This is a genomic window from Shewanella sp. AS16 (assembly GCF_021412365.1).
Taxonomy (GTDB): Bacteria; Pseudomonadota; Gammaproteobacteria; order Enterobacterales; family Shewanellaceae; genus Shewanella; species Shewanella salipaludis.
This window is the reverse complement of the sequence record NZ_JAKCLK010000112.1, coordinates 1-334: the sequence shown is the minus strand read 5'-3', so window position 1 is coordinate 334 and position 334 is coordinate 1. Positions and strand designations below refer to the sequence as shown.

At 52.4% G+C, this 334-nt stretch carries 1 protein-coding gene; it reads left to right on the top strand.

Translation table 11 applies throughout. The annotated features are described in order from the left end of the window. Positions 1-334 (top strand): NAD(P)-binding domain-containing protein (locus tag LZP73_RS19575; protein ID WP_234236587.1); only part of this gene is annotated, 334 nt, incomplete at both ends.

Sequence of the window (334 nt, the reverse complement as noted above, 5' to 3'; positions counted from 1 at the left end):
TGGTGGTCAATGCGACCCAGGTTAAACAGGTGCTGTTTGGTGAAAAAGGCGTTGCACAACATCTGAAACCCGGTACGGCAGTAATGGTTTCTTCCACTATCGCCAGTGCTGATGCGCAAGAAATTGCTACCGCTCTGGCTGGATTCGGTCTGGAAATGCTGGATGCGCCGGTTTCTGGTGGTGCGGTAAAAGCCGCTAACGGTGAAATGACTGTCATGGCCTCCGGTAGCGATATTGCCTTTGAACGACTGGCACCCGTGCTGGAAGCCGTTGCCGGAAAAGTTTATCGCATCGGTTCAGAACCGGGACTGGGTTCGACCGTAAAAATTATCCA